Source organism: Erwinia phyllosphaerae (assembly GCF_019132875.1).
Classification (GTDB): domain Bacteria; phylum Pseudomonadota; class Gammaproteobacteria; order Enterobacterales; family Enterobacteriaceae; genus Erwinia; species Erwinia phyllosphaerae.
Genome location: NZ_JAHSPF010000004.1, coordinates 32596 through 56813, shown reverse-complemented (window position 1 = coordinate 56813; position 24218 = coordinate 32596). Strand labels below are relative to the sequence as shown.

Genomic DNA, 24218 nt, shown 5'->3' with positions numbered 1-24218 from the left:
AGGTTCCGTGAGCAATAAACCATTAAACCTGACGCCGGACGAACGGGCCGAACTCGTTCTGCAGGCGATGACCAACGAGGAAAAATTTGCCTGGCTTTCGGGACCGATGGCGATCCCTCTGGGCGACGAGCCGCTGCCGGAAGGCGCTATCGGTTCAGCCGCTTACTACCCTGCTATTCCCCGCCTGGGTATCCCCGCGATGCAGCAGTCAGACGCCAGCCTTGGCGTTTCGGCGTTGGGCAACATACGTCCCGGCGATAATGCGACCGCGCTGGCTTCCGGCCTGCTGCTGGCCGCAACCTTTAACCCGCAAATGGCTGAAGAGACCGGGAAGCTGGTTGGACGCGAAGCCTTTGCTAAAGGTTTTAACGTACAGCTTGCCGGTGGCGCGAACCTGATCCGGGAACCGCGCGGCGGCAGAAACTTTGAATATCTTTCCGAAGATCCCTTGCTGACCGGCATCATGGCCGGGCACTCCGTGCGCGGTATCCAGTCTGAGCACGTGGTATCGACCGTTAAGCACTTCGCGGTCAACGCACAGGAAACCGGCCGCGTGGTGGTCAGTTCAGATCTCAGCGAGGCGGCAATGCGTGAGTCCGACCTGCTGGCGTTTGAAATCGCCCTGGAGATTGGTCAGGCTGGCGCAGTGATGCCGGGATATAACCTGGTGAACGGCACGTGGGCGTCGGAAAACGACTTTCTGCTGAATAAAGTACTGAAAGGCGACTGGGGCTATCAGGGCTGGGTAATGTCCGACTGGGGCGCTACGCACTCGGCGGCCAAAGCCGCGCTGGCGGGACTGGACGTACAGTCGGGCGCCAATCTGGATAAGCAAGCCTGGTTTGATAAACCGCTGCGCGAGGCGGTGGCATCCGGAGAAGTGCCTCAGGCCCGCATCGATGATATGGTGCGGCGCATCTTACGCAGCCTGTTTGCCGTGGGCGCAATCGACTATCCCGCCAGACCGGGCGGAGATATTGATTATATGGCACATCGGCTGCAGGCACAGCGCGAAGCGGAACAGGGAATTGTACTGCTGAAAAACGCCCGGGCACTGCCGCTGCCCAAAGGTGCCAAACGGCTACTGGTGGTGGGGGCCCACGCTGACGCTGGCGTACTGGCCGGAGGCGGCTCCTCTTCCGTGACGCCTGTAGGTAGCCTCCGTTTGCCTGGCGTTGATTTTATGGGGATTGCTACCGATAAAATTTATCATCCTTCGTCCCCTCTGCACGCAATCCGCGCGGAATCAGGCTCGGCAGAGGTCGACTACGCCAGTGGCGAAGATGTCAGAAAAGTGACCGAGCTGGCACAAAAAGCCGATGCGGTTATTTTCATTGCCGAAGAGTGGCGTTCCGAAGCGCTTGACGCTGAGGGGCTGGCGTTAAACGACGAGCAAAACCAGCTGATTAGCAAGCTGGCCGCCGTTAATAAAAACACGGTCGTCGTTCTGGAAACCGGCGGCCCGGTAACGATGCCGTGGCTTGACGAAGTGGCGGCGGTACTGGCCGCCTGGTATCCCGGCTCTGGCGGTGCTGAAGCGATTGCTGGCGTGCTGTTTGGGCGCGTCAATCCATCAGGTCGCCTGCCGGTAAGCTTTCCCGCCAGCGAACAGCAGCTGCCCAATCCTGAACAGCTGGATCCTGCTACGACCACCTCAATGCCTGGCGTACCGGTCAAAGGCGATATCGTGCATATCAATTACGATATTGAAGGCTCGGACGTGGGCTATCGCTGGTATTCGCGCACTCAGCAAACACCCCTGTTCCGATTCGGCTTTGGTCTGAGCTATACCACTTTTGACTGGCGCGATCTCAAGGTGACGCCGAATGCAGCAGCAATCGAAGCGTCGCTCACCGTTACTAATTCCGGCGAGCGTGCCGGTGCCGATGTGGTACAGCTTTATATTCAGCCAAAAAACAAAGCGTATGTGCCGCGACTGGTCGCTTTTGCGCGCACGGAGCTGGCTCCGGGCGAAAGCCGGGTGGTGACGCTAACGCTGGAGCCAAAAGTGATTGCCTGTTGGGATACGACGCAATCCGCCTGGCAAATTGCCCAGGGCGACTATGACATCGTTGCCGGCCGCCATGCGGAAGATGTTAGCCTGCAGGCTAACCTGACGCTGGCGGCGCAGCAGTTCAGTTATTGAGCCGCCCTGAAAACACCTTCTGACGCCGAAGCGTGTCTTTGATCCCTCCCCGTCAGTATTGTGATAAATATTGACGGGCTTAACTTCATGCCGTCAGGCAGCCTATGGTCGCCCTTCATAACCGTCCCGATAAACAGACGCCATTGCCTCCGTCAGGATTTTACGTTCCAGCGCTGGCTTATCCGCGCTGTAGACCTGCTGCAGGAATCGATGCTTGACCGTTTCCTCCGGGAATTTTTCCGGGTCGAGATAGCTGGCTACCTTCTCTTCCATTTGTGCCCTCGATAAACCCGCGGCACGATCTTTTACCCCCTGATCGTAGACGGTTTGCAGGCATGGACGCATCTGGCGAATGCTGTCAGCCAGCAGCAGGCGGGTATGGGGATCGAAGTTAGCTTCAGAGAGCTGATGCGCGACGTGGACCGCGTGCCGATCGACGCTGCTTTGTGGGGCACAGGCGTTTAAAAACAGCACCAGCAGACAGAGCCATAAATAGGGTAAAATCATTTTCATTATTCCTTCCTTGTTTAATTATTCCTTGTTTTTCAGCGAATCGATTTAAATAAATGCCGTCGCTGAGTCTTATTATTTCATCTGTTTCACACGCCTGGCCTGCTGGTTTTGGTTGAAATGTGAGCTCTCTCGATAATTTTATTTACCCTGGTCCTGTTTGCTGAAGGTAAGCCGCTGCTTTTATTCATGAGCTGAAAATAGCAACGGCAATGGTCCGCATAACATTTTCAGCTAAGTTTATGCCTTTTACTCGCTAAGCCAATGCGTAACGATTTGCTATGTTGCCCTGACTGATTTTAATTACGGGGAAAAGCATGAAAAATTATCTTGTTAGCGGCGTTGCCGCTTTGGTACTTGCGGCTATTGCTCAACCGGCACTGGCAGAAACTCAGCCGGAGACTGTCAATATTGGCTATCAAAAGGCTAATATTTTTGCCCTGCTGAAATATCGCGGCACGCTGGACAGCGAATTTAAAAAACAGGGAATCAGCGTGCGCTGGGTAGAATTTCCCGCCGGGCCGCAAATGCTGGAAGGATTAAACGTGGGCAGTATCGATCTGGCCGCTACAGGTGACGCGCCACCCGCCTTTGCTCAGGCCGCACAGGCCGACCTGGTTTATCTGGGTCATTCGCCTGCCAATCCACAAACGGAAGCTATTGTGGTGCCGCAGAATTCAACAATTAACACCGTGGCCGATCTGAAAGGCAAACGCGTGGCGTTAAATAAGGGTTCGGACGTTAATTACCTGCTGATCGCCGCGCTGGAAAAAGCGGGATTAAGCTATAAAGATATCAAGCCGGTCTACCTGCCGCCAGCCGACGCCCGTGCGGCCTTTCAGCGCGGCGCGGTCGATGCCTGGGTTATCTGGGATCCCTATTATGCCGAAGTTGAAACCAATGCTAAGGCCCGGCTGGTAAAAAATGCTGAAGGTCTGGTGCCGCACTACACCTTCTACCTTGCCAGTCGTAAATTTGCGGAAGCACACCCGCAAACGGCGGAAAAAGTATTAACCGAGTTGGGCACGCTGAGCGACTGGGCCAATAAAAACCCGCAGGAAACGGCAAAAATCTTGTCCGCCTCTACGGGCCTGCCGCAGCCTGTCTGGCAGCGAGCGATTGCCAGAATGCCCTTTGGCGCAGAAAGAATGACGCCGGAAGTGTTTAAAGAGCAGCAGGCGCTGGCCGATAAGTTCACGCAAATCGGGCTGCTGCCGGTAAAAATAAACGTTAACAGCGCCACCTGGTCGCTGGATAAAAAATAAACTCGTTTACCATTTCAAGACCAGCCGATAGCGCCAGTACTGACTGCTCTGGCATAAACTCCAGGTGACAGTGTCACTTATAGCGCTCGCTTTCTGGTTCCGACCTGCATCATGGACGATGCGAATGACTGTTCACAGGCTATCGCCCCAGGACAAGGATTCACGCCAGCACGCCCGGGGATCAACAGCAATAGCAGCGGGCGGCGCAAGGCCGCCCGTAATATTTTTTGATGCACGGCGTGCCGTTATTTGACTTCAGCGAGTTCCGGCGCTTGTACCGCATAGCGGTTAGCTTTAAACGGAATCCCTAAGCGAGCACGCAGCGTTTTTTCGTCTGACGGTTGCCAGTAGCCGCGTTCCGCCAGCACGGGCAGCACGTAGCGTGTAAAGTCGTTAAATGCCTCAACCAGTACCGGCCCGCTGATGATAAAGCCGCTCGCGCCGCCCTGTTCTACCCAGGTGATCAGCGCGTCGGCAACCTGTTCCGGCGTGCCAAAAAATTCACCGCGCGGTAACGTGGTTTCATAAGCAATCTGGCGCAGCGTCAGGTTGCCTTCCCGCGCGCGGCGCTTGATGCTGTCGGTAGTGGAACGGAACGTATTTTGCCCCAGCTCACCGATTTCCGGAAACGGTCCATCAGGATCGTACTGGCTAAAGTCGTGATGATCGAAGAAACGGCCTAAATAGGCCAGCACGTCATCCAGCGAGAGCAGCGACAGCAGATGCTGATATTTCGTTTCGGCCTCTTCTGGCGTCCTGCCGATTATCGGACTGATGCCTGGGAAAATAGCCGCCGGATCGCGGCCGTTGCTGGCTGCGCGCAGCTTGCGTGCGTAGTTTTGCGCTTCTGCCAGCGCCCGCGCGTTGGTAAAGACCGCATCGGCGGATCTTCCGGCCAGCTCAATTCCTGTATCGGAGGCGCCCGCCTGAAAAATAACCGGCTGGCCCTGTGGTGAACGCTGAATATTTAGCGGACCATCGACCGAGAAAAATTTGCCGTGATGGTTGAGCTTATGCAGTTTGGCAGCGTCAAAGAACACGCCGCTGTCGCGATCGCGGACAAAAGCATCATCCTCCCAGGAATCCCACAGGCCCTGCACCACGTTGATATACTCTTCGGCGATTTCATAACGCAGCGAATGCGCAGGATGAACCTTGCCAAAGTTTTTTGCCGACCCCTCCAGCGGCGAGGTCACCACGTTCCAGCCCGCACGACCGCCGCTGATATTGTCCAGGGTTGCCAGCTGACGGGCAACGGTAAAGGGATCGCTGTAAGAGGTCGAGATGGTTCCGGCCAGCCCTATCTGCTGCGTCACCGAGGCCAGCGCCGACAGCAGCGCGATCGGCTCAAAACGGTTAAGAAAATGGGGCAGCGATTTTTCATTGATATGCAGACCGTCGGCGACAAAAACAAAATCGAAACCGGCCGCTTCTGCACGCTGTGCTAAATCGGTAAAGTAGCGAAAATTGACGCTGGCATCGGCTGGCGCGCTGGCGTGACGCCAGGAATTCATATGGCCGCCCGCGCCTTGCAGCATCAGGCCAAACTTAATGGATTTGCTCATTCGATCTCCTTATTGCTGGCCTGCCAGCAGAGTAATGGAACGCAGACGCCGATCGGGATTATTTAGCGGCGTATGCAGAATAAATTCATCCACGTTCAGCGCCTGTTTTTCGATGCGGTAATCAACCGCGCCCGCCTGACGCACAAAGGCCTGCGCCTGCGCTTCGCTGCCGACGGTAACGTGTCTGTCGCCAAGGATGACGCGGTAGTTGTGCTGCTCGGCCAGCAGCGAGGCGGCCTCCTGTTGCGTATCCGCCGCCACCGCCGCCAGGCTAATCAGCGCCTTGCCTTTGCCATACTCCTGAAAGGTCAGCACCGCTTCGCGCATCGTCTGTTCATCAGCGTTGATAAAACCGGCGTACACAAAATTCCAGCCCAGCTGCGCGGCCAGCCTGGCGCTTTCCGGGCTGGCACCCAGTAAAAAACGCTGCGGCTGATGGGACGGCACCGGAAGCGCTCTGGCCACTTCACCAGCAGACGGAGACGCGGCGGCGTTCAGATAGTCGGTTAATTCCGCCAGCTGCGAGACGAAGTCTTTTTTCCCGGCCAGCGCACCCTGTAAGGCTTTAGTCGACAGCGGTAATCCGCCCGGCGCTTTGCCGACGCCCAGGTCAACACGGTCATCAGCCAGCGACGCCAGCAGATGAAAGTTTTCCGCCACCTTATACGGGCTGTAATGTTGCAGCATCACGCCGCCGGAGCCGATGCGCAGACGGCTGGTATGCGCCAGTAGCCAGGCTATCAGCACTTCCGGCGAGCTGCCCGCCAGACGCTCGTTGTCGTGATGTTCTGAAACCCACAGCCGCCGATAGCCAAGCCGTTCCGCCTCGCGGGCAAAAGCCAGCGTGGCCGCCAGTGCGGCCTGCGGCGTTTGTCCTTCCGCGACCGGACTTTGGTCTAAAAGACTTAATTGATAAGGCATAATAAATTCCCTCTGGATGCTTACAGCGAGAATTTCATATAAAAACGGCAGGGCTAAATATTAAATACAGCTTTGCATTTGCATTATTTAATATTAGAAAGAAAATTATCACTCCTTTTAATCTCGCCATAATCAATTGTTATTTCCCGCTATCTTTATTTGTTTTTGTTGTTTTACTTCAATTCCGCCATCCGCAATAGTGCACAAAAAACACATCGCAGGGAAAAAGGATGAATAGCAACCGCTTAACCACGCTGGCATTTTTGCTGGGCCTTAGCCTGAGCGCGCAGGCTGCGCCGGGTATCGACTTGATTGCCAATGAAAAACCCGTTCATGCCCCGTTAAATCCGCAGGCGGCTTCCCTGATCCCGGCTGATTATAAATTTGTGACGCCCGGCACGCTGACGTTGGCTACGGCGGTATTAGGCAGCGCGCCGCCGTTTGGCCTGTTTGCCCGCGATAATAAAACGGTGATTGGTAGCGAAGCGGATATTGCTCGCCTGGTAGCGGATGGACTGGGATTAAAAGTGAAAATTGTTCCGGCCGCCTGGGAAGACTGGCCGCTTGGCGTGACCTCCGGAAAATATGACGCGGCTATTTATAATATTACCGTGACTAAGGATCGCAAAGCGCGCTATGACTTTGCCACCTATCGTAAAGATAACATCGGTTTTTACGTTAAAAGCACCAGCAAAATTACCAAAATAGATTCCGCACCGGATATCGCCGGGAAGCGCATTATTGTTGGCTCCGGCACTAACCAGGAAGCGATTTTACTGGAGTGGGATAAAGAAAACCGCGCTAAAGGCCTCGCCGCCGTGCAGCCTCTTTATGTCACCGACGATGCTGCCGCCACGCTGGCTCTTCAGTCCGGACGTGCCGACGCCGCCTTCGTTCCTAACCCAACCGGCGCCTATAAAGCCAAACTCACCGGCCGAACCAAACTGGTAGGCGTGGTGGCGGGCGGCTGGCCAAAAACCGCTAACGTCGCCGTGACGCTGAAGAAGGACGGCGGCCTTGTCCAGGCCGTGCAGGCTTCGCTGAACAGCGCTATCGCCAACGGCAGCTATGCCCAGGTGCTGGAACGCTGGGGCGAGAGCGTCGATAAAATTGATCGTTCAGAAATCAACCCGCCGGGCCTCGGCGACTGATTTCGGGAGCAGCAGATGATTGAAGATACCTTTATCCATACCACACCGACCGACCCGCTCATTGAGCCGATTATTGATGGCTTATTCCAGGAATATCGTGACCGCTATGGCGACTATTTTGGCGAGCAGGAAGAGGAACCGCTGGATCTCTATGCGCCACCGCATGGCGCTTTTATCGTACTGTTGCGCCATGAAACCCCCATTGCGATGGGTGCCTTCAAGCGTTACAACGTCACTACTGCCGAACTGAAACGTATCTGGACGCACCGCAGCATGCGCCGTCAGGGCCTTGCGCAAAGAGTGCTGGCGGAACTTGAGCGGCTGGCCACGCTGCAAGGTTATGAATCGGTATTTCTGACTACCGGCTTTCGCCAGCCGGAAGCGGTCAGGCTTTATCTGTCGCACGGCTACCAGCCGCAGTTTGACACCAGTGTCGATCCAGAACGCTATTCACAACCGCCTTTCGATGGTCGCTTACCTTTTACCAAAACGCTGCTCAGGCAGCCGGTTAAACGCAGCGCGTAAGGAAAAGCGATGAGAAATCCCGATTATGATGCAGGCCGCGCTGAACCTCACGTCCACGCCGAGCACGCTACCTTAAGAGTTGTTCCGGCACGCTATCCGTGGCGACTGGTGGGCGCGCTGTTTGCGCTGTTTATCATTGCCGGAATTGTGCAGTCAGTTGCCACCAATCCGCGCTGGGAATGGAACGTATTCGCCCAGTGGTTTTTCGATCCGGCTATTTTAAGCGGGCTAGGCAAAACGCTGCTGCTAACGCTTTTTGGCACGCTGTTTGGTTCGGTTCTTGGCACCGGGCTGGCGCTGGCACGGCTCTCCAAATCCTGGCTATTAAAGACGCTGGCCTGGGCCTATATCTGGCTGTTTCGCTCACTGCCGCTGCTGCTGGTTCTGATTATTCTGTATAACTTCTCTTACCTGTACGACAGCCTGTCGCTGGGTATTCCTTTTACTTCTCTGGTGTTCTTTACCCACAGTACTACCGACCTGCTGGATCAGTTTTCGGTTGCCGTACTGGGGCTGTCGCTGGTTCAGGCGGCCTATACCGCGGAGATTATTCGCGGTGGTATCGCCGGCGTCGATCCAGGCCAGCATGAAGCGGCTGCCGCGCTGGGATTGCCACCGCATCGTCGTACTTTCCGCATTATTCTTCCCCAGGCGTTGCGTGCGATCTTGCCGACCGGCTTTAACGAGGTGATTAGCCTGGCTAAAGGCACTTCAATTGTTTACGTGCTGTCGATGCCGGAGCTGTTTTACACCGTTCAGGTTATCTATAACCGTACGCAGCAGGTTATTCCACTGCTGATGGTCGCCAGCATCTGGTATCTGCTGATCACCACCGTGTTATCCGTGCTGCAACACTATGTCGAACGCTATTTTTCGCGCGGCGTAGTGCGGCAGGTTCGCCCCGCTCGCTTTCCGTTTTTTCGCCGCGCGGTGCCCAACGCTGAAGGAGAATCGTGATGTCAGAAGCGCTTGAGTTATATCCACGTACCGCATCGGCACAGGCCAGCGTGGGAAAAATTGAGATCGCCAATATCAGCAAGCGTTACGGCGCGTTTACCGCGCTGGACGACGTTAGCCTGACTATCGAACCCGGCACGGTAACGGTGATCCTCGGCCCTTCCGGCTCCGGTAAGTCAACGTTACTGCGCACCATTAATCATCTGGAGCGCGTCGATGAAGGCTTTATTCAAATTGATGGCGACTACGTCGGCTACCGTCGTAAAGGCAACAAACTGTATGAGTTAAAAGAGCGGGCGATTCTGAAACAGCGCATTCAGGTTGGCTACGTGTTTCAGAATTTCAACCTGTTCCCGCATATGACCGTGCTGGATAACATTATTGAAGCCCCCATTGTTCACGGGCTACTGACGCGGCGTGAGGCTATCAACAGAGCTTTTGAGCTGCTGGACACCGTTGGTCTGCGTGAAAAAGCGCACGCGTGGCCGCGCCAGCTCTCCGGCGGCCAGCAGCAGCGTATCGCTATCGCCCGCGCGCTGGCGCTGAACCCTAAAGTCATGCTGTTTGATGAGCCAACTTCCGCGCTGGATCCGGAGCTGGTTGGCGAGGTGCTGGAAGTGATTAAAAAACTGGCCAGCTCCGGCGTCACGCTGGTGGTGGTCACGCATGAAATCGGCTTTGCCAGACAGGTTGCCGACCGCGTGGTGTTTATGGTCGACGGCAAAATTGTTGAAAGCGGTAGCGCCGATCGGGTGCTGAATCGCCCTGGTCACCAACGTACGCAACGCTTTCTGGAACGCGTCCTGTAGGAGGAAAAGATGGATTTTGAGCAGCAGTTAATTGCCTGGCGGCGGGAACTCCATCAGCATCCGGAGCTGTCCGACAGGGAATTTGCCACGACGGCCCGGATCCGCCAATGGCTACAGCAGGAAAACGTTCGCGAAATCGATTTTGGTCTGAAAACGGGCGTAGTGGCAGAAATGGGTTCAGGTGAACCGCTGATCGCGCTGCGTGCCGATATTGACGCGCTCCCTGTCGAGGAAGCCGTTTCCTCATCGTTTAAATCGGTCAATACCGGTGTGATGCATGCCTGCGGCCACGATTTACATACTTCCGTTATGCTGGGCGCGGCACGCCTGTTGAAGGCCAAAGAGCAATCGCTACCGGGCCGCGTGCGCATTCTGTTTCAGCCTGCCGAAGAGATTTTTACCGGGGCTAAACAGGTGCTGGCCGCTGGCGCATTAAAAGGCGTGCAGGCCATTTTCGGTATGCATAACGCACCTGATACGCCGCTCGGTACGCTGCGCACGCGCGGCGGCGCTTTTTATGCCAACGTAGACCGCTTTACCATTCAGGTTACCGGAAAAGGCGCGCACGCGGCTCGTCCGCAGGAAGGCATTGATACTATCGTCACTGCCAGCGCCATCGTTACCGCACTGCAAACCCTGCCCAGCCGTACCTACAGCTCGCTGGAATCAGTAGTGGTCAGCGTTACGCGCATCAGCGGCGGCAATACCTGGAACGTGCTGCCGCAGTCCGTTGAGCTGGAAGGCACGGTACGCACCCACAATGATGCTATTCGCCAGCATATTCAGCCACAGATGCGCCAGCTTATTGCAGGCGTGGCCGCCTCAATGGGCGCAGAAGCGGAGCTTATCTGGCAGGCTGGCCCGCCCGTGCTAAACAATACGCCGGAATGGGCAGAATTTTGCCTGCAGGCGGCGGTAGAAAGCGGCTACCACGTTGAGCCCATCGGACCGCAAATGGGTGGCGAAGATTTTGCCTTCTATTTGCAGCAGATCCCGGGCGCTTTCGTCAGTATCGGCAGCGCCAGTCACTATGGCCTGCATCATCCGGGCTTTGCGCCAGATGAAGCCATCCTTGCGCCTGCCGCTCATTATTTCAGTGGGTTAGCCGTACGCGCGCTGGAAAAAGTTTCTGCTTCCGAGCGACAGCCTGTCACGGTTTAGCGCTCTTTATCATCGGCAACACAAGGAATTAATCATGGCCGAAGCTTTTTTCTCACGCCGTTCCTTTCTGCAAAAAACAGGGCTAATCATGGCGGGCACGGTGCTCGCTCCAACCTTTTCTCTCCGGGCGGCCGAGAGCGACAAATTAACAACCGTCAAGCTTGCCTGGGGACAAACCGCCGTTTGCCAGGCGCCCATTTCCGTAGCGCTAAAACAGGGCTTCTTTAAAAAATATGGCCTGAACGTCGAACCGGTGAATTTTAGCGGGCCAACCGATGCGCTATTGCAGGCCATTGCGACCGGCCAGGCAGATGGCGGCATCGGCATGGCGCTGCGCTGGCTTAAGCCGCTGGAACAAGGCTTCGATGTCGATCTGACCGTTGGCACACACGGCGGCTGTATGCGGCTGCTGGCCCCCTCTTCAGCCAGGATCAACAGCGTGCAAGACCTGGTGGGAAAAAGCGTGGCGGTCACCGATCAGGCCAGCCCGATCCGCAATTTCTTTGCTATCAAGCTGGCAAAATTGGGTATCGATCCTGATAAGCAGGTGAACTGGCTACAGTATCCCGCCGACCTGTTTGGCGAAGCGCTGCGTAAAGGCGAAGTTCAGGCGCTGGCAACGGACGATCCGCAAGGCTGGCTGATCAAACATCGTGACGGCCTGATTGAAGTGGATAATAACCTCAGCGATGAATACCGTCAGATGACCTGCTGCGTGCTTGGCCTGCGTGGATCGCTGGTGCGCGATAATCCTGAAGTAGCCCGGGCCATTACTCAGGCGATTGTGGATGCCCAGCAGTGGACGGCCGATAACCCGGCGGAAACGGCGAAGATCTTTGCGCCTTTCGTGCCGGGCCAGGTGCCGATTGCCGATATCACCGCCATGCTTCGCGAGCACACGCATCAGCACCATTCCACCGGCGAGCAGCTGCGTAAAGAAATTGCCATCTACGTTGACGAGCTGAAAACCATCAACGTTATCCGCCCGGACACCAATGCCCGCCTGTTTGCCCAACACTATGTACCGGACCTGCTGCCTTCATCACATTCACAACATCATGCTATGGGCTAACGACTTTAAAGCCGTTAGCGCTAAAAAACGAACGAGTTTAACTGCGGTGCAGCTCCGCAACGGACATAGTGAAAATCAGGGTCTCTACGCCCTGATTGGCATAATGGTGCGCCGTGTCCGTTCTGGCGACCGCCGAGCAACCCGCTTTAATTGTCAGTATAGCGCTTTGGGTTTGCAGGCTTAGCGTGCCCTTTTCCACATGCAGCAGTTCCAGCGTTCCCACCGGATGTCCCGGCGAGGCAAAAAGTTCACCGGGATACATTTCCCAGCGCCACAGCTCGATCATATCCGGTCCGCTGGTGCCGGCCAGCAGCCGCGCCGATCCGCCTTTTTCGCCTTGCCATAGTGTCGGTATCTCTTCGCTGGCAATCAGCCATGCAGAAGGTGAATCGGTCACGTTAACGATATCTGCTACCGACAAACCAAGTGCAGCCGCAATTTTACACAGAATGGCGATGCTGGGATTTGCCGTGCCCTTTTCTGTCTCCACCAGCATCCCCTTACTGACCCCCGCCCGGCGGGCAAGCTCGTCCAGCGAAAGCTTTTGCGCTTTACGGTGGGTTTTAATGCTGCGGGAAACGGCGGCGCTAACGCTGTGCAGATCGGCCCCCGCCTCGGTCGTTTTATTGACTTTTTTGGTCATTGGTCACTACTATAGGATAAATTAGTCACTAAAGGATTATGGAATGTTTACAGTTACGCCGTCAATCGATCCCGCTGTCGCCGAACTGGCTCCCGGGTTTCGTGCCTTAAGTATTGTGGTAGAAGCCGCGCCGGTCTCTCGTCCGCAAGTGGCCGCCGAGTTTCTCGCGCTTGCCTGCGGTGCGGTTACTGCCGATAGCATTCCCTGGGCCGAAGCCCATCTGGCAGACTGGTCATCAACCTTTAAAAAGTTTGGTGCTAAGCCAAAACGCACCCCCTGTTCCGCCGAAGCGTTGCGTAAGCGCGTGCAGCGCGACGGTACGCTGGCGGCTATCGATCCCGTTGTCGATCTCTACAACGCCATTAGCCTTCGCTATGCGATTCCGGTTGGTGGTGAAAACTTTGCCGCCTATATCGGCCAGCCACGGCTGCTTCTTGCCGACGGCAGCGAACCGTTTGATACCCAGAAAGAGGGAAATATTGTCTGTGAATCGCCCGAACCTGGCGAAGTTATCTGGCGCGACGATCGAGGCGTGACCTGCCGTCGCTGGAACTGGCGTCAGGGTATCAGAACCCGGCTGGATGCCAACGCGCAACGGATGTGGTTTATTCTGGAAAGCCTGCCGTCGATGCCGTTGGAAGCGTTGCAGGAAGCGGGTAACGAACTGATTCGCGGTCTGGAATTGATGATGCCCGGCGTCAAAACGACAAAAAACCTGCTCGGTTTTGGCGTGCCTTAATGTAAGTTAAGCCTCGCAATTCACACAAAAGAAGCGAACGCGATGAACCGTACCGAACGTTTATTGACCCTGATTCAACTCCTGCGCAACCATCGCTATCCGGTCACGGCAGCCTTTCTGGCGGAAAAGCTGGACGTTAACGTTCGAACGCTTTATCGCGATATCGCCAGCCTGAAACAGCAAGGTGCCTGTATTGAAGGGGAAGCAGGCATGGGCTATGTGCTGCGTGAAGATTACCTGCTGCCGCCGCTGATGTTTACCCGTATGGAGATCGAAGCGCTGATGCTTGGCCTTCACTGGGTACAAAAGCGTAGCGATACGGAATTAACGGCGGCGGCCAGCGCTGCGCTGGCAAAAATCCATAGCGTTATTCCTGCCTCGCTAAAACCTGCCATTGAGAATCAGGCGTTGCTGGTCGGCCCCGCAGAACGCTTCTTTCCGCAAACGCATCTGGCCGAACTGCGTCGGGCTATCCGCCAGTGTAATAAAGTTGAAATAGCCTATGAAAATCTCCAGGGAGATTGCTCCACCCGCATTATCTGGCCCATCGCGCTGGGTTATTTCGATACCGTGCGCCTGCTGGCGGCCTGGTGCGAACGTCGTCAGCAGCTGCGGCATTTTCGTACTGACCGCATCCGCCAGCTGTCGATATTACCGGAGCGCTATCCCCGTCAGCATCATGAACTGCTGATGGCATGGAAAAAGCAGCAGCAAATAACCACCTGACGTGAGAAAGGCGTAAGGCTACTGACAGAAACTGTCACTCGATAATTTTATAGTGCAGAAAACTACTTAACCCCGAAAGGAAAAAAGATGATTTCTGCCACTATGACCATCCTGTACGTTGCTAATCCCGTTAAAAGCGCACGCTTCTATGCCGACCTTTTTCATCTTCAGCACGAAGAAGCTTTTCCCACCTTTTGTCAGATAACCCTGCCAGGCGGCTTTCAGTTGGGACTGTGGTCAAAATACACCGCCGAGCCGCTGGCTCCGCAGAGGCAGGAAAGTTCTGGCGAGCTGTTTATTACGGCAGGCAGTAGACAAGAGGTTGATGACACTTTTATCGAATGGGGAAACAAGCTGGTTACGATGATTCAAAAGCCGGTTGCGCTGGATTTTGGCTATACCTTTGTGGCTATCGATCCCGATGGGCAGCGGATTCGGGTTTGTTGTCTGGAATAAAAGTGCGCTAAAGGTAAAGCGAGCGGGATAAAAAAGGCCGGTTTCCCGGCCTTTCTTTAAAATAATCAGTTATTAACCGGGATCACCGCGCCTTTATATTTGGTGCGGATCCAGTCCTGAATCTGTTTAGAGTGCAGCACGGTTACCAGCGCTTTAATATCCGGCTTGTTCTCATCGCCGCGATGCACGGTAATGATGTTGGCATACGGGTTGTTCTCACCGCTCTCTACCGCGATAGGATCTTTTACCGGATCCAGACCCGCGTCAATGGCGTAGTTAGCGTTGATCACCACCGCGTCGCCTTCGTCGTTGTTATACATCTGCGGCAGCAGAGCGCCTTCGACGTTCGCCAGGAACTTCAGGTGTTTCGGGTTTTCAACGATATCGCTGATACGCGCGTCAACTTTGCTTACGCCAGGCTTCAGCTTGATCACGCCTGCTTTCTCAAAGATAGAGAGGATACGGCCTTCTTCAGCTACCGCGTCGCGCATAATGACCTTGCCGTTTTGCGGCAGGTCTTTCAGCGACTTGTATTTCTTAGAGTAGATACCGATTGGCTCGATGTGGATAGCGCCCGCGCTGACAAAGTCATAGCTCTTGTCGTCGGCGTGATCTTTCAGCACGCTGTTAAGATACGGCACGTGCTGGAAATAGTTGGCGTCGATATCGTGGCTGGCCAGCGCGGTATTTGGCAGGATGTAGTCCTGGAAAGGTTTAATCTCCAGATCGATGCCCTGCTTAGCCAGAATCGGCTTCGCCTGCTCCAGAATTTCCGCGTGCGGCACGTTAGATGCGCCAACGGTCAGGGTATCAGCCCATGCGCTCAGGCTCAGTGCGCCCAGCGTTGCCGCAGCCAGCAGCGTCAGTGTTTTTTTCATTATTTAATCCTTCAAGTGTTAGCGTTTATCGAGCCGTGTTGTGATGAAATCGCCCAGAAACTGAATAATAAAAACGATGACCAGGATCATAACCGTCGCCACCAGCGTAACGTCGCTGTGGTTACGCTGGAAACCTTCCAGATAAGCCAGGTTCCCCAGACCGCCTGCACCAATAACGCCAGCCATTGCGCTGTAGCTGACCAGCGCGATCAGGGTTACCGTAATACCGGAAACCAGCGCCGGAGAAGATTCCGGCAGCAGAACGCGGAAAATCAGCGTGCTGAGCCGTGCGCCCATCGAGCGAGAGGCCTCAATAACGCCTTTATCCACTTCACGCAGCCCAATTTCCACCAGACGCGCATAAAATGGCGCCGCGCCAACAATCAGCGCCGGGAGCGCCGCGTTCGCACCCAGGATGGTGCCGATCAGCGTTTTGGTGAACGGAATCAGTAATACGATCAGGATAATAAAAGGAATAGAGCGGAAAACGTTTACCAGCACCGAGATCACGGAATAGACCGCGCGGTTCTGAAACAGTCCACCGCGCGCGGTCAGGAACAGCGCCAGGCCAAAAATAATCCCCAGCACAAAAGTTGCCACGCCGGACCACGCGGTCATGTACAGGGTTTCGCAGGTTGCGTCCCAAAGCTGGTCCAGCTTCAGGTGTGGAAAAAGAGTCTCAATCATGAACCACCTCGGTCGTAATGGCGTGGGCGTGTAAATCGGCCAGGATAGCTGTCAGCCTGTCGCCGCTGGCGGCAACCTGTAACCACAGCTCGCCAAAGGTGCCGTTGGTGGTTTGCGTCATCTTGCCGTGCAGGATATTAAACGGCAGTCCGTACTTAAGCGTCAGCGCGCCAACAATCGGCTGCTGCGTGTTCTGACCCACAAAGGTCAGCTTCAGCACGCTGCCCGCCGCACGGTCAATCAGCTCAGGATTGAAAGGCGTATCGGCGTTGCTGTATTCCGTCGTCTGCTTAACAAACTGGCGGGTGATCGGCTGCTGCGGATGGGTAAATACCGACAGCACTTCGCCCTCTTCCACAATTTTGCCCGCTTCCATTACCGCCACGCGATGACAGATTTTGCGCACCACGTGCATCTCGTGCGTGATCAGCACAATAGTCAGCTGCAGCTTGCGGTTGATATCCAGCAGCAGATCGAGGATAGCGTCGGTCGTTTGCGGATCCAGCGCTGACGTTGCTTCATCGCACAGCAGAACTTCCGGGTTATTCGCCAGCGCGCGAGCGATGCCGACGCGCTGCTTCTGTCCGCCACTGAGCTGAGCAGGATAAGCGTTTTCTTTACCTTTCAGGCCAACCAGCTCAATCAGTTCCTGCACCCGCGTTTTAATTGCGGCTTTTGGCGCACCGGCAATCTGTAGCGAAAACGCGATGTTTTCGCTGACGGTACGCGACCAGAGCAGGTTAAAGTGCTGAAACACCATGCTGATCTTTAACCGCGCCTGACGCAGAGCTTCGCCTTTAGCCTGCGCGATATCTTTATTGGCAATGACCACGCTGCCGGAGGTCGGTTTTTCTAAGCCGTTCAGCAGGCGAATAAGCGTGCTTTTGCCCGCGCCGCTGTAGCCAATAATGCCGTAGATCTGACCTTGCGCCACCTGCAGGTTGACGTTATCAACCGCCGTCACAGGGCCAGTAGCGGCATCAAAGGTTTTGGAAACATTACGCAAAACTATCATTTGTCGCCTGTTTTTTCCCGTGTTGTTCAGCCTTTAGCTGAGTAATAAACTGACTATTTTTTAATATATTATTGGTGAAGCGTATAATACGTGATGCGGGTTAGCCCGTCCCGAATTGTGCAAGATTCAAATCTCATGACATATAACCAAAAGGAATTGATTAGAAGTCTCCTGCCAAAAGTGGCGCTAACCGACGCGCAATGTTACCAGTAAATCGTTTGCTTTGTAGGTTATTGCCATCCGGACGGCTATCAGTTGGGCAGAAATGCGTCATAAGTGGCTTAAATGCCGAAAAAACCGCCACGGAAGTGCTCAGGGTGCTGACTTACAGGCAATGACGCCATGAAGATAATCTTTGTAGTGCAGACAGCGCGGCTGAACAAATGGCGTTCGGCCATAAATGCTCATCTTGACTGCATCCACGCCCGCGGCCATTCACTCTCTATCAACGGCCGTTAAGCGTACCGTAAGATTTTGAGACAATAATCTTTACAAAATATCCTATTGATTCTTTGGTGTTTTTTTTTCAAAAACCCGACTATTTGCCGCCACGTAACTTTGCAAATCTTTTCACGCTATATCCTTGATTTACCTGTAACTCATTAAATAAGACGCTATGCAAAAAAATTCATGGTTTTCGTGGCCATCCGTTACCGGGGTTGTGGTCGGCCTGTTTGGGCTGGCCTTTCTGATCCTCGGCGGCTGGCTGGCGGCGCTGGGCGGCACGCCCTGGTATGTAGTTTTTGGTGCCGGTTTCTTCCTGAGCGGCATTTTTATGGTTAAACGCCGCCCTGCTGGCCTGTGGCTTTATCTGATTTCCTTCCTTATCTGCGTAGCCTGGTCACTGTATGAAGTCGGTATGGACGGCTGGAAGCTAATGCCGCGCCTGTTTGCGCTTGCCGTGCTGGGCGTCTGGTGCAGTATGCCGTGGATTGTTCGTCCGGTTATGCATGGACAACGCCGTGCCGCAACCCTCGCCGGCATTGTTTATCTGCTCGCCATCGTTGGCATTTTCTGGTCTGGCTGGCACGTTACCGCCACTCGTTTTGTGCATCACGAAGCCGTACCGCAAGCAACCGGCACAGCAACAGCGGATACCAGTAACGACTGGCTGCACTACGGCCGTACGACCGAAGGCCAGCGCTTTTCGCCGCTAACGCAGCTTACGCCCGCCAATGTCAGCAAGCTTCAGCCCGCCTGGCAGTTCCATACCGGCGACACCATGCGTAAAGGTGAAGACAAAGCGGGCCGTGAGTTCAGCTTTGAAGTCACGCCGATTAAGGTAAACAACACTCTCTTTATCTGTACGCCGCACCGTGAAGTGATAGCGCTTGACGCCACCACCGGCAAACAGCGCTGGAAGTTCGATCCTAAAGTCGATACTTCGGCTAATGAATACCTCGCCTGTCGTGGCGTGGCCTACAGCAAGGCGATAGATGACGCCACCTGTCCGGAAAAAATCATCACCACCACCAGCAATGCGCGGATGGTGGCGCTGAATGCGCAGACCGGTGAGCCTTGTGCTTCCTTTGGCGATAAGGGCTACGTGAGCCTGACCGATCATATGGGCCAGGTGCCACCGGGCTTCCACTTTATTACCTCGCAGCCGATGGTGATGGATGGCCGAATTGTGCTGGGCGGCTGGATTTATGATAATCAAACCACCGGCGAACCGTCCGGCGTGGTGCGGGCTTATGACGTAAACAGCGGCCAACTTTCCTGGGCATGGGATTTAGGCAGGACGCCGCAAAATGCACCGCTGAAGCCGGGCGAAGAGTACACGCACGGCACGCCAAACGGCTGGGGCACCTATACGGCTGATGAAAAGCTGGGGCTGATCTATATTCCGCTGGGCAACGCAACGCCGGACTATTACGGTGGCAAACGTCGTCCGTTTGACGAGAAGTACTCCACTTCGCTGGTGGCGCTGGATACCCACACCGGCCAGGAGCGCTGGCATTTCCAGACCGTGCACCATGACGTATGGGACTTTGATTTACCGATTGGCCCGACGCTGGTAGACCTGCCGGGTAAAAACGGCGAAACCGTGCCGGCGCTGGTGCAGACCACTAAAATGGGTCAGCTGTTCCTGCTGGATCGCCGCACCGGAAAACCACTGGCGCAGGTTAATGAGAAACCGGTTCCGACTTCGCCTTCCCTGCCCGGCGAGCACCTTTCACCCACCCAGCCAGACTCTGTCGGCATGCCGAACCTTTCGCCGCCGAACCTGAAAGATACCGATATGTGGGGTGCCACGCCAGTCGATCAGCTGGTATGCCGTATTCAATTTCATCGCTATCGCTATCAGGGGCAGTATACGCCGCCAGCCGAAGGTACCTCTATCGCCTATCCCGCTTTTGACGGCGTGATGGACTGGTATGGCGCATCGGTAGATCCAGAGCGTCACCTGCTGATTGCCAATACCAGCTACATTCCTTTCCTTATGGAGATGATGACGCACGATAAGGCTATCAAACAGGGGTTAATGAAGCAGTGGGCTGGCTGGGCCAGCGGGCAGTCCTATCCAAAACCTAAAGAGTTTGCTGTCGGCCCGCAGTATGGCACCGGCTGGGCTGCGGTAGTCAAACCCTGGCTGACCGCACTGGGCGCGCCTTGTAGCGCACCGCCGTGGGGCAAGCTGGTGGCTATCGATCTTAACAGCCGTAAAATCGCCTGGGAAAGACCAGCGGGCACCACACGGAATATGAATATCTTCGGCACGCATACCAACGCCCCGCTGCCGACCGGTATCTTTATGATGGGTGGCAATATCATTACCCGTAGCGGCCTGATCTTTATGGGCGCAACGGCGGATAATTACCTGCGCGCCTTTGACGAAGCAACCGGCAAGGAGCTGTGGAAAGCGAAGCTTCCTGCGGGCGGCCAGGCAACGCCAATTACCTATACTGGCGAAGATGGTCGTCAGTATGTGGTCATTGCTGCGGGTGGTCACGGTGGCCTTGGCACCACCTCGGGCGATGCGCTGGTCGCCTATGCGCTCCCGAAAAGCTGATTATTAATCAGGGTGAAGCTTCCCGATGGAGAGCTTAGCTTCGCAGGCTGACTGCGCATGTTTTCTTAGGTCAGCCTGTAATAAACCCGAAATGCAGTAGTAGCTAAAACCTCACTTTTTACGTGAGGTTTTAGTTTTCAAAGGGGGGACAAAGCAGAATTGCCTATAAACCGCACAACAAATTTTTGCAGCTAATGCCGAACGCTACCGCTAGTAAGTTTGGCGGACGACATAAGCTATACGAAACCTACTGCGCCTGCAGGCAGGCAGGCAGGCAGGCAGGCAGGCAGGCAGGCAGGCAGGCAGGCAGGCAGGCAGGATGTTGTAGCGGCTCTGGCAAGAAGACAAGATGACTGGCTGCTATAGCCTGCTTTTTCAGGTATAGCCTGGGTGTTACTCAACGTGATGCTGGTCATTGTCGTCAAGCGGTGTCTTGCGCGTGTGCCTGAGCATTTCGACATGACGGGCGAAGTCTTCATGCACCTCGGCGCTTTGCAGGTTTACCGAGGCGGCACCATCTTCATCAATCAGTATCCGCTCGCCATCATCCTTCGCTTCCTGCATATCGTTCCGCGACATTACGTTCAACAACCTCTCCGGGCTGGCAAACAGGCTGGCGATCATTTTCAGCATTCTGTGCTCCTTGTTTCAGGGCCTGATAGTTGCCCATATTTCCTCGCGCTCTGCTCTGCGCACTTAATAGCATGCGAAGTATAGCGTAACCTGGCGAAAACGAAGCGGCGGAGGCCGGGCGCTAACCCAAGGGCTGCCCGGGTAAAGTGCGTTCAGGAGAAAGAGTAAAGCAGGCTACAGCGTCGGTCATACAGAAAGAATTAAGCATGCAACAGAGCAAGTCATGCAACAAGAATTAAGCATGCAACGGAGCAAGTCATGCAAAAAAATTAAGCATGCAGCAGAGTGAGTTATGCAAAAAATTAAGCATGCAGCAGAGTGAGTTATGCAAAAAATTAAGCATGCAATAGAGTAAGTTATGCAAAAAAAATTAAGCACGTAACAGAGTAAGTGATGCATAAACAGTGAAACATGTGACAGAGCAAGCCATGCAGGAAGAGCGAAGCATGCAACAGAGCGAATTCTGTAGAAAGAGTGAGTCGAATCGAAGAAGTAAGCTGAATAGCAAATGTGAACGAGCAGACGAATCAGGGCAGGAAAGTGTGGCAGAAAACGTTGAGGGAAACCTCTTAACCGTCATCGCGTGAGAGTCACGCGATGACGGTGAGCCTGCCCGCTGGCAGGCGCTTTACTCTTTAGCTGCGATGGCTCTTCTCGCCACCTTTTTTACCGGCTTCAGACGCTTTTTCACGGTCATTTTTGAAATTACCGCTACCGCTGCTCTGTCCGCCTTTTTTACCAGCTTCTGACGCCTTTTCACGATCTTCAGAAAAATTACCCGAATTTGAATTACCACGATGCTGAGTCATACATATGTCCTCTTCGTGTTAAATAAACCCACTGATTTCTTTTAAAATAAATCCCACAGGGAGTTAAATATCAGTGAACGTCTTGCGTATTTAAATCTAGCAGTCGCGCTTATAAATGCAAGGAAACGGCAGAAGAAATATAAGAAAAAATTATCTCCACCCAACCCGTTGATAAGTATCATATTAATGGAATAAAATCACATGGAGACTATTTTATTAATACAGGCAAACTCTAATTTGTTGCTTTATATATTAGCTGAATAACTATTTGCTTAAATAAAGATTAAGGAGAGCAAGCGCTGCCGCTTCGTTATAACCCCTTGCCGCTTCGTCATTTTTTTATTTCCTGCGTTTTTTAGGCAGTTCAGGCAGCGTAATTAAGGCCATAGAAATGTTTTCAGAAATTTCCTGAAACTGATAAAAACCTCACAAACAGCTGGACTTGATTAACGTCTTCTTACACTATCTTCGCCATACCGCATGCTGGCCTCTGGCCAGCCGAACAACGACTTTTGCTCTTTTTCACCGGCTTTGCCGGCTTGCTCCAGGGAATAGCGACGCTGACCTCGGCATTTATTGCTTTGAGGCCAGTCCCTTAACTGTGCAGAAGCGGGTGAAGCATGGATAAAGAGCGCTTTTTTACCCTGATGGGCAAATGGCCTAAAATCCGGTTTACAGACCTTTGTCTGATTCCTTCTGGAAATACTGGTAAACCCTACCCCGAACTCTACGTGCGCGATAGCGCCGATCCCCCCTGCTGGCTTTTTGTAGGCTCCGTGCCTGTCGAGGAGAGCGAAGCGGCGCTTGCCCGTTACAGCGTCTGGCTAACAGAATTTCAGCTAAATTATGGGTTTCCGTCACGCGAGCTACAGGAAACCGAGATTTTTCTGCCTGAAGAATGGCTTAGCCTGGAGCCGAAGAAAACGGCGGGATTGGTTACCTGAGGCGCATTTTGCCCTATACCCGCCAGGGATATCAGAAAAAATTATCTATACTTTTTGCGTACGCTGAACTCATCAAGACCAAGTGGGGGGATTTGAGTGAATAAGGAACTGGTAAATGCAGCCGAAAAGCTCGGCGAACTATTGCGAGAAAAAAACGTTTGCGTTGCCGCAGCCGAGTCCTGTACTTCTGGCCTGATCAGCTCCGCTTTAGGGGCGGCAGGCGACAGCAGCAGCTATTTCACCAGCGGATTCGTAACCTACACGAACAGCGCCAAGCACCGCATTCTGCACGTTAGCGAGAAAACGCTACGGGTCCATACAGCAGTCAGCGAGGCCACCGCTCGGGAAATGGCGACGGGGGCAAAAGAGGTATCAGGTGAGGCCGTCAGTATAGCGGTGACCGGCTATGCCGGCCCTGACGGCGGCGAAGACGGCACCCCGGCCGGTACCGTCTGGTTTGGCTGGGGCTTGCCTGACGCGAAAGTTTACAGCTTGCAGCGCCATTTTACCGGCGACTGTGAAGAGGTCGTCAACCAGGCCGCCCTTTTTGCTTTAGAGCATCTCACAGAACTGCTGGGCGGCAATAATTGCCAGTAACAGAAAATGTTTTCACAGATGACAAGGCGTCTATGTTCCAGACTGTTGCCCCAAAATTAAGGCGAACCCGAAGGCTCGCCTTTTAGCTTTAAGCAAAAACCGATGACGGCCTTAAACCGCCCTCTTATGCCCCGATCAAGGATCGCCGATCTCTTTCACTGCCACTTCGGTATGCTTGCCTTTGTGTTTCACATAACCGCTGACGCGAATCAAATCTTTGGCATCATATTTTTTCCCGCCCCAGGCGGTATCGGGGATCACCAGGTTAATCTTTCCTGATTTATCCTGGAAGGCATAGGTATTACCCGCCACCTTCTTAATGACGTTACCTTCCAGCGTCACCCACGACCCATCTTTTAGCGCATGGATCTGTTTAATCTGGCTCTCGTTAGTATCTTCAGAACCTTTATAACCCGCATCCTGCTTGTGCGGCGGCGGCGGCGTCTCTCCCGCTTTAAAACCACCTTTATCTTCTGCCATTACGTTCAGGCTCAGGGCAAGCAGTGCGGCCAGCGTAAGCACTTTTTTCATCGTAACTCCTTTCTACATGACAATCCGATTAAACCTTTCATGAGATAAGCCTGGCAGAAAGCAGCCAATTTTCTGGTAATAAATGAAAAAAATTGAAATTAATCAGGTTTTATCAACCGGATAGCGTGCTCCAGAACCTTCTGTTCATCGCGATCCGCATCGGTACGATCGTGGCGTGTTCTGACCAGCAGCTCCGCCAGCACGTCCCGGCTGGTGTTATAGCCGCTTTCCGACAGCACGATAGCCGCATCGCCAATTACCCGACAGACTTCGTCATAATACTCTTCACTTAATACGTCACGTTTCATAGCGCCTCGCTGAATTTTACCTTCGTGGTTCCCTTAGCAGAAGAAAACCAATCAAAAGTATTGCGCCGGTGAAGCAATGCCGCCATCTGCCAGCCTGACTGCGCCTGCATGGTGTGAGGCAGATCACATCTTCAGCTGGCGATAGCGGAGGCCGTTA

Annotated in this window: 25 protein-coding genes; 14 read left to right on the top strand and 11 right to left on the bottom strand. The window is 54.2% G+C overall.

Annotated features, from left to right (window positions below; all coding sequences use genetic code 11):
* Positions 1-7: 7 nt before the first annotated feature.
* Positions 8-2146, top strand: coding sequence for a beta-glucosidase (locus tag KUE00_RS08600; RefSeq protein ID WP_246759369.1), 2139 nt, complete (start codon positions 8-10; stop codon positions 2144-2146).
* Between the two features lie 102 nt (positions 2147-2248).
* On the opposite strand, the gene KUE00_RS08595 is transcribed toward KUE00_RS08600, so the two are convergent.
* Positions 2249-2659, bottom strand: coding sequence for an Exc2 family lipoprotein (locus KUE00_RS08595; protein WP_246759368.1), 411 nt, complete (start codon positions 2657-2659; stop codon positions 2249-2251).
* 314 nt (positions 2660-2973) lie between these two features.
* Here KUE00_RS08595 and KUE00_RS08590 point away from each other — a divergent pair, with 314 nt between their 5' ends.
* Positions 2974-3921 (top strand): sulfonate ABC transporter substrate-binding protein, encoded by a 948-nt coding sequence (locus KUE00_RS08590; protein WP_246759367.1) that lies wholly within the window; start codon positions 2974-2976, stop codon positions 3919-3921.
* A 245-nt stretch (positions 3922-4166) separates the two neighbouring features.
* Here KUE00_RS08590 and KUE00_RS08585 read toward each other — a convergent pair whose 3' ends face one another.
* Positions 4167-5486 carry an LLM class flavin-dependent oxidoreductase gene (locus KUE00_RS08585; RefSeq protein ID WP_246759366.1) on the bottom strand — a complete coding sequence of 440 codons (1320 nt, stop codon included), beginning with the start codon at positions 5484-5486 and terminating at the stop codon, positions 4167-4169.
* Positions 5487-5495: 9 nt separating this feature from the next.
* Entirely contained in the window at positions 5496-6407 is a 912-nt protein-coding gene (locus KUE00_RS08580; RefSeq protein WP_246759365.1) for an MsnO8 family LLM class oxidoreductase, read from the bottom strand.
* Between the two features lie 230 nt (positions 6408-6637).
* On the opposite strand from KUE00_RS08580, the gene KUE00_RS08575 reads away from it, so the two are divergent.
* The 6 genes from KUE00_RS08575 to KUE00_RS08550 are packed head-to-tail and all read left to right on the top strand — an operon-like array spanning position 6638 to position 12082.
* On the top strand, positions 6638-7558 hold the full coding sequence (locus KUE00_RS08575) for an ABC transporter substrate-binding protein (protein ID WP_246759363.1): 921 nt from the start codon (positions 6638-6640) through the stop codon (positions 7556-7558).
* A 15-nt stretch (positions 7559-7573) separates the two neighbouring features.
* Complete coding sequence (locus tag KUE00_RS08570; RefSeq protein ID WP_246759362.1) at positions 7574-8083, top strand: GNAT family N-acetyltransferase; 510 nt, start codon at positions 7574-7576, stop codon at positions 8081-8083.
* Between the two features lie 9 nt (positions 8084-8092).
* Complete coding sequence (locus tag KUE00_RS08565; protein WP_246759361.1) at positions 8093-9040, top strand: amino acid ABC transporter permease; 948 nt, start codon at positions 8093-8095, stop codon at positions 9038-9040.
* Positions 9040-9849, top strand: a complete 810-nt coding sequence (locus KUE00_RS08560) for an amino acid ABC transporter ATP-binding protein (RefSeq protein ID WP_246759360.1) — start codon at positions 9040-9042, stop codon at positions 9847-9849. The genes KUE00_RS08565 and KUE00_RS08560 overlap by 1 nt, the downstream gene beginning before the upstream one ends.
* Before the next feature lie 9 nt (positions 9850-9858).
* On the top strand, positions 9859-11010 hold the full coding sequence (locus KUE00_RS08555) for an amidohydrolase (protein WP_246759359.1): 1152 nt from the start codon (positions 9859-9861) through the stop codon (positions 11008-11010).
* Positions 11011-11044: 34 nt separating this feature from the next.
* Complete coding sequence (locus KUE00_RS08550) at positions 11045-12082, top strand: ABC transporter substrate-binding protein (RefSeq protein ID WP_246759358.1); 1038 nt, start codon at positions 11045-11047, stop codon at positions 12080-12082.
* A 37-nt stretch (positions 12083-12119) separates the two neighbouring features.
* On the opposite strand, the gene KUE00_RS08545 is transcribed toward KUE00_RS08550, so the two are convergent.
* Entirely contained in the window at positions 12120-12725 is a 606-nt protein-coding gene (locus KUE00_RS08545) for a helix-turn-helix domain-containing protein (RefSeq protein WP_246759356.1), read from the bottom strand.
* Positions 12726-12768: 43 nt separating this feature from the next.
* Between KUE00_RS08545 and KUE00_RS08540 the strand changes: the two genes are divergently transcribed.
* From KUE00_RS08540 to KUE00_RS08530, 3 genes are all read left to right on the top strand, one after another.
* Positions 12769-13464: a B3/B4 domain-containing protein gene (locus KUE00_RS08540; RefSeq protein WP_246759355.1), complete on the top strand. Its 696-nt coding sequence runs from the start codon at positions 12769-12771 to the stop codon at positions 13462-13464.
* A 42-nt stretch (positions 13465-13506) separates the two neighbouring features.
* A complete protein-coding gene (locus tag KUE00_RS08535) occupies positions 13507-14190 on the top strand; it encodes a helix-turn-helix transcriptional regulator (RefSeq protein WP_246759354.1) in 684 nt (227 codons plus the stop codon).
* An 87-nt stretch (positions 14191-14277) separates the two neighbouring features.
* The gene (locus KUE00_RS08530) at positions 14278-14646 is read left to right on the top strand and encodes a VOC family protein (RefSeq protein WP_246759353.1); all 369 of its coding nucleotides are present in this window, start codon (positions 14278-14280) and stop codon (positions 14644-14646) included.
* 65 nt (positions 14647-14711) lie between these two features.
* Here the strand turns inward: KUE00_RS08530 and KUE00_RS08525 are convergent, their stop codons facing one another.
* Genes KUE00_RS08525 through KUE00_RS08515 form a run of 3 tightly spaced genes read right to left on the bottom strand, consistent with a single transcriptional unit; the run spans position 14712 to position 17226 of the window.
* Positions 14712-15524, bottom strand: coding sequence for a MetQ/NlpA family ABC transporter substrate-binding protein (locus tag KUE00_RS08525; protein WP_246759352.1), 813 nt, complete (start codon positions 15522-15524; stop codon positions 14712-14714).
* 18 nt (positions 15525-15542) lie between these two features.
* Positions 15543-16211, bottom strand: a complete 669-nt coding sequence (locus KUE00_RS08520; protein WP_246759351.1) for a methionine ABC transporter permease — start codon at positions 16209-16211, stop codon at positions 15543-15545.
* Positions 16204-17226: a methionine ABC transporter ATP-binding protein gene (locus KUE00_RS08515; protein WP_246759350.1), complete on the bottom strand. Its 1023-nt coding sequence runs from the start codon at positions 17224-17226 to the stop codon at positions 16204-16206. The genes KUE00_RS08520 and KUE00_RS08515 overlap by 8 nt, the downstream gene beginning before the upstream one ends.
* A gap of 616 nt (positions 17227-17842) precedes the next feature.
* Between KUE00_RS08515 and KUE00_RS08510 the strand changes: the two genes are divergently transcribed.
* On the top strand, positions 17843-20239 hold the full coding sequence (locus tag KUE00_RS08510) for a membrane-bound PQQ-dependent dehydrogenase, glucose/quinate/shikimate family (protein WP_246759349.1): 2397 nt from the start codon (positions 17843-17845) through the stop codon (positions 20237-20239).
* Between the two features lie 393 nt (positions 20240-20632).
* Here KUE00_RS08510 and KUE00_RS08505 read toward each other — a convergent pair whose 3' ends face one another.
* Both KUE00_RS08505 and KUE00_RS08500 read right to left on the bottom strand, forming a co-directional pair.
* Positions 20633-20872, bottom strand: a complete 240-nt coding sequence (locus KUE00_RS08505) for a hypothetical protein (protein WP_246759347.1) — start codon at positions 20870-20872, stop codon at positions 20633-20635.
* 635 nt (positions 20873-21507) lie between these two features.
* Positions 21508-21681: a con-10 family general stress protein gene (locus tag KUE00_RS08500; RefSeq protein ID WP_246759345.1), complete on the bottom strand. Its 174-nt coding sequence runs from the start codon at positions 21679-21681 to the stop codon at positions 21508-21510.
* Positions 21682-22301: 620 nt separating this feature from the next.
* On the opposite strand from KUE00_RS08500, the gene KUE00_RS08495 reads away from it, so the two are divergent.
* Together KUE00_RS08495 and KUE00_RS08490 are read left to right on the top strand one after the other, a co-directional pair.
* A complete protein-coding gene (locus tag KUE00_RS08495; RefSeq protein WP_246759344.1) occupies positions 22302-22625 on the top strand; it encodes a hypothetical protein in 324 nt (107 codons plus the stop codon).
* 96 nt (positions 22626-22721) lie between these two features.
* On the top strand, positions 22722-23222 hold the full coding sequence (locus tag KUE00_RS08490) for a CinA family protein (RefSeq protein WP_246759343.1): 501 nt from the start codon (positions 22722-22724) through the stop codon (positions 23220-23222).
* Positions 23223-23357: 135 nt separating this feature from the next.
* On the opposite strand, the gene KUE00_RS08485 is transcribed toward KUE00_RS08490, so the two are convergent.
* Together KUE00_RS08485 and KUE00_RS08480 are read right to left on the bottom strand one after the other, a co-directional pair.
* Positions 23358-23753: a YgiW/YdeI family stress tolerance OB fold protein gene (locus KUE00_RS08485; RefSeq protein WP_246759342.1), complete on the bottom strand. Its 396-nt coding sequence runs from the start codon at positions 23751-23753 to the stop codon at positions 23358-23360.
* A gap of 98 nt (positions 23754-23851) precedes the next feature.
* Positions 23852-24061: a DUF2767 family protein gene (locus tag KUE00_RS08480; RefSeq protein WP_246759341.1), complete on the bottom strand. Its 210-nt coding sequence runs from the start codon at positions 24059-24061 to the stop codon at positions 23852-23854.
* Positions 24062-24218 lie beyond the last annotated feature (157 nt).

What these genes read in the sequence shown, in the direction of transcription:
- KUE00_RS08495 (WP_246759344.1), top strand. Translation starts at nt 22,302, where the DNA reads ATGGATAAAGAGCGCTTTTTTACCCTGATGGGCAAATGGCCTAAAATC.
- KUE00_RS08565 (WP_246759361.1), top strand. Translation starts at nt 8,093, where the DNA reads ATGAGAAATCCCGATTATGATGCAGGCCGCGCTGAACCTCACGTCCAC.
- KUE00_RS08570 (WP_246759362.1), top strand. Translation starts at nt 7,574, where the DNA reads ATGATTGAAGATACCTTTATCCATACCACACCGACCGACCCGCTCATT.
- KUE00_RS08580 (WP_246759365.1), bottom strand. Translation starts at nt 6,407, where the DNA reads ATGCCTTATCAATTAAGTCTTTTAGACCAAAGTCCGGTCGCGGAAGGA.
- KUE00_RS08540 (WP_246759355.1), top strand. Translation starts at nt 12,769, where the DNA reads ATGTTTACAGTTACGCCGTCAATCGATCCCGCTGTCGCCGAACTGGCT.
- KUE00_RS08595 (WP_246759368.1), bottom strand. Translation starts at nt 2,659, where the DNA reads ATGAAAATGATTTTACCCTATTTATGGCTCTGTCTGCTGGTGCTGTTT.
- KUE00_RS08515 (WP_246759350.1), bottom strand. Translation starts at nt 17,226, where the DNA reads ATGATAGTTTTGCGTAATGTTTCCAAAACCTTTGATGCCGCTACTGGC.
- KUE00_RS08530 (WP_246759353.1), top strand. Translation starts at nt 14,278, where the DNA reads ATGATTTCTGCCACTATGACCATCCTGTACGTTGCTAATCCCGTTAAA.
- KUE00_RS08535 (WP_246759354.1), top strand. Translation starts at nt 13,507, where the DNA reads ATGAACCGTACCGAACGTTTATTGACCCTGATTCAACTCCTGCGCAAC.
- KUE00_RS08550 (WP_246759358.1), top strand. Translation starts at nt 11,045, where the DNA reads ATGGCCGAAGCTTTTTTCTCACGCCGTTCCTTTCTGCAAAAAACAGGG.
- KUE00_RS08505 (WP_246759347.1), bottom strand. Translation starts at nt 20,872, where the DNA reads ATGCTGAAAATGATCGCCAGCCTGTTTGCCAGCCCGGAGAGGTTGTTG.
- KUE00_RS08590 (WP_246759367.1), top strand. Translation starts at nt 2,974, where the DNA reads ATGAAAAATTATCTTGTTAGCGGCGTTGCCGCTTTGGTACTTGCGGCT.
- KUE00_RS08485 (WP_246759342.1), bottom strand. Translation starts at nt 23,753, where the DNA reads ATGAAAAAAGTGCTTACGCTGGCCGCACTGCTTGCCCTGAGCCTGAAC.
- KUE00_RS08560 (WP_246759360.1), top strand. Translation starts at nt 9,040, where the DNA reads ATGTCAGAAGCGCTTGAGTTATATCCACGTACCGCATCGGCACAGGCC.
- KUE00_RS08585 (WP_246759366.1), bottom strand. Translation starts at nt 5,486, where the DNA reads ATGAGCAAATCCATTAAGTTTGGCCTGATGCTGCAAGGCGCGGGCGGC.
- KUE00_RS08510 (WP_246759349.1), top strand. Translation starts at nt 17,843, where the DNA reads ATGCAAAAAAATTCATGGTTTTCGTGGCCATCCGTTACCGGGGTTGTG.
- KUE00_RS08555 (WP_246759359.1), top strand. Translation starts at nt 9,859, where the DNA reads ATGGATTTTGAGCAGCAGTTAATTGCCTGGCGGCGGGAACTCCATCAG.
- KUE00_RS08525 (WP_246759352.1), bottom strand. Translation starts at nt 15,524, where the DNA reads ATGAAAAAAACACTGACGCTGCTGGCTGCGGCAACGCTGGGCGCACTG.
- KUE00_RS08520 (WP_246759351.1), bottom strand. Translation starts at nt 16,211, where the DNA reads ATGATTGAGACTCTTTTTCCACACCTGAAGCTGGACCAGCTTTGGGAC.
- KUE00_RS08545 (WP_246759356.1), bottom strand. Translation starts at nt 12,725, where the DNA reads ATGACCAAAAAAGTCAATAAAACGACCGAGGCGGGGGCCGATCTGCAC.
- KUE00_RS08575 (WP_246759363.1), top strand. Translation starts at nt 6,638, where the DNA reads ATGAATAGCAACCGCTTAACCACGCTGGCATTTTTGCTGGGCCTTAGC.
- KUE00_RS08480 (WP_246759341.1), bottom strand. Translation starts at nt 24,061, where the DNA reads ATGAAACGTGACGTATTAAGTGAAGAGTATTATGACGAAGTCTGTCGG.
- KUE00_RS08500 (WP_246759345.1), bottom strand. Translation starts at nt 21,681, where the DNA reads ATGACTCAGCATCGTGGTAATTCAAATTCGGGTAATTTTTCTGAAGAT.